This window comes from Streptomyces sp. SID1328, from assembly GCF_009865595.1.
GTDB classification, from domain to species: Bacteria; Actinomycetota; Actinomycetes; order Streptomycetales; family Streptomycetaceae; genus Streptomyces; species Streptomyces griseoluteus.
The window spans coordinates 1-1,989 of the sequence record NZ_WWKH01000837.1 but is presented as its reverse complement, the minus strand read 5'-3'; the positions used below and the strand labels follow the sequence as shown (position 1 = coordinate 1,989).

At 70.1% G+C, this 1,989-nt stretch carries 2 protein-coding genes and 2 tRNA genes; 1 reads left to right on the top strand and 3 read right to left on the bottom strand.

Annotated features, from left to right (window positions below; translation table 11 throughout):
* Positions 1-31: 31 nt before the first annotated feature.
* Positions 32-598, bottom strand: a complete 567-nt coding sequence (locus GT030_RS26720) for a DUF4365 domain-containing protein (RefSeq protein WP_030810724.1) — start codon at positions 596-598, stop codon at positions 32-34.
* A 169-nt stretch (positions 599-767) separates the two neighbouring features.
* Here GT030_RS26720 and GT030_RS26715 point away from each other — a divergent pair, with 169 nt between their 5' ends.
* Entirely contained in the window at positions 768-1,493 is a 726-nt protein-coding gene (locus tag GT030_RS26715; protein ID WP_161203303.1) for a 3'-5' exonuclease, read from the top strand.
* A gap of 72 nt (positions 1,494-1,565) precedes the next feature.
* Here the strand turns inward: GT030_RS26715 and GT030_RS26710 are convergent.
* Together GT030_RS26710 and GT030_RS26705 are read right to left on the bottom strand one after the other, a co-directional pair.
* Positions 1,566-1,637, bottom strand: a tRNA-Val gene (locus GT030_RS26710).
* A gap of 280 nt (positions 1,638-1,917) precedes the next feature.
* Positions 1,918-1,989 (bottom strand) — tRNA-Val (locus GT030_RS26705).

Sequence of the window (1,989 nt, the reverse complement as noted above, 5' to 3'; positions counted from 1 at the left end):
CGGAGCACTCGCAGGGGTTCGTCGGGGCTTGTCATGGCCTGCCTCCGGTGCCGACGCGCGTCATGATCTCGCAGAGGGCGCGGTCGTCGAAGATGCGCGCGGTGGGGACGCGGACGGTGGTGCGGGTGCGTCCGGTGACGGGGTGTCCGGCGAGGTTGACCCAGTAGCAGCAGTGTCTGAGGTCGAGCCGGTCGTGTCCGGCGCGCAGCCAGTCGTCCTGGGAGCGCGGGACGATCATGACGACGAGGATCTTGTGCACCGAGACGGGGGTGCGGGCGAGTTTGCGCAGGTGATCGTTGTCCAGCGTGAAGGAGAAGGAGGGGCCGGGGGGCCGGGGGGCGAGCTGGTAGGTGCACTTGAGCTGCACCTTGATGGTGACCTCGTCGTCCACGGTGTGGCCGGGGGCGCTGTGGCTGACGTGCCAGTCGATGCCGTTGTCGGGGAACGGCTGGGACAGCGAGCAGCCGGCCGCGGCGGCGACCGCGTGCAGATAACCGACCTGCAGGGTCTCCATGCAGGCGGTGGTGGCGAGGGTGCCGCGAAGGTGACCCGTGCGGTCGGGCAGCAGCCCGCCCCGCTCGGGCTGCGCCATGGCCATGGGACAACAGCCTTCCGAACCGGGGGTTTCCCCACTGCGGGCCGCTGAACTGCAAAGACCCGTACTCATGTTGTCTCCTCCCGGCGTACGGCGCAAACGGGCCGGGTATCACCAAACGGGCAGAAGACGGATCGTCAGCCGCCGTGCGCAGACGAGGAGTTGGGTTGGGATGACGTGCTGGTACGAAGGGGCGCTGGCCGCCTTCGACACGGAGACGACGGGCGTGGACGTCGAGACCGACCGGATCGTGTCGGCCGCCGTCGTCGTCCAGGACGCGCCGGGGACACGGCCGCGGGTGAGCCGTTGGCTGGTCAGTCCGGGGGTGCCGGTGCCCGAGGGGGCGACGGCGGTGCACGGGCTGACGGAGGAGCACCTCCAGCGCAACGGCCGCTGGCCGGCGCCGGTGGTGTACGAGATAGCCCAGCAGCTGGCGGAGCACACGGCGATGGGCCGGCCGCTGGTGGTGATGAACGCGCCCTTCGATCTGACCCTGCTGGACCGGGAGTTGCGCCGCCACCGGGCGTCGTCACTGGACCGCTGGTTCGAGTCGGCGCCGTTGCGGGTGCTGGACCCGAGGGTCCTGGACAAACAGCTGGACCGCTACCGCAAGGGCCGCCGCACGCTGGGCGATCTGTGCGAGCAGTACGGGGTTGAGCTGCGGGGCGCCCACGACGCGGCGGCGGACGCGATGGCGGCGCTGGACGTGGTGCGGGCGATGGGGCGCCGGTTCGCGGCGCGGCTGGAGCGGTTGTCCCCGGCGGAGTTGCACGCGTTGCAGGTGGGCTGGCACGCGGCGCAGGCGCGGGGCCTCCAGGCGTGGTTCGCGCGCAGCGGGTCGCCGGAGCTGGTGAGTACGGAGTGGCCGCTGCGCCAGGAGCTGTCGGCCGCGGCGTAACCGGGGCGGTGTGCGCGGCCCCGGACAGCGGAAGAGCCGGCCCGCTGTGTGCGGACCGGCTCCTCGTGCCGGTGGGCGATACTGGGTTCGAACCAGTGACCTCTTCGGTGTGAACGAAGCGCTCTCCCACTGAGCTAATCGCCCGGCAACGCACTGAACCATACAGGTCCCGGCGGGGCGAGTCCAAACCGCCGCCGCCCGCCCCGGAGCCCCGAGTGCCGTACGCGCGGTGCCGGATGGACGTGACCGGGAATCAGAAGAGTGTGCGCAAAGAGGACTTGGCAGCGCGGTGAATTCGCATGTTGTCGCACTTGCGGGAAATCCGGACGCTTTCCGTCGGAATACCGTCCGTATTTCCGGCCGCCTTTTACGTGCACACGCCGAAGGCCCGCCTGCTGTTCGCAGACGGGCCTTCGGACCAGGGTGGGCGATACTGGGTTCGAACCAGTGACCTCTTCGGTGTGAACGAAGCGCTCTCCCACTGAGCTAATCGCCC

Bases quoted from the DNA above. Each gene is read 5' to 3' on its own strand.
- GT030_RS26715 (WP_161203303.1), top strand. From the start codon at position 768: ATGACGTGCTGGTACGAAGGGGCGCTGGCCGCCTTCGACACGGAGACG.
- GT030_RS26720 (WP_030810724.1), bottom strand. From the start codon at position 598: ATGGCCATGGCGCAGCCCGAGCGGGGCGGGCTGCTGCCCGACCGCACG.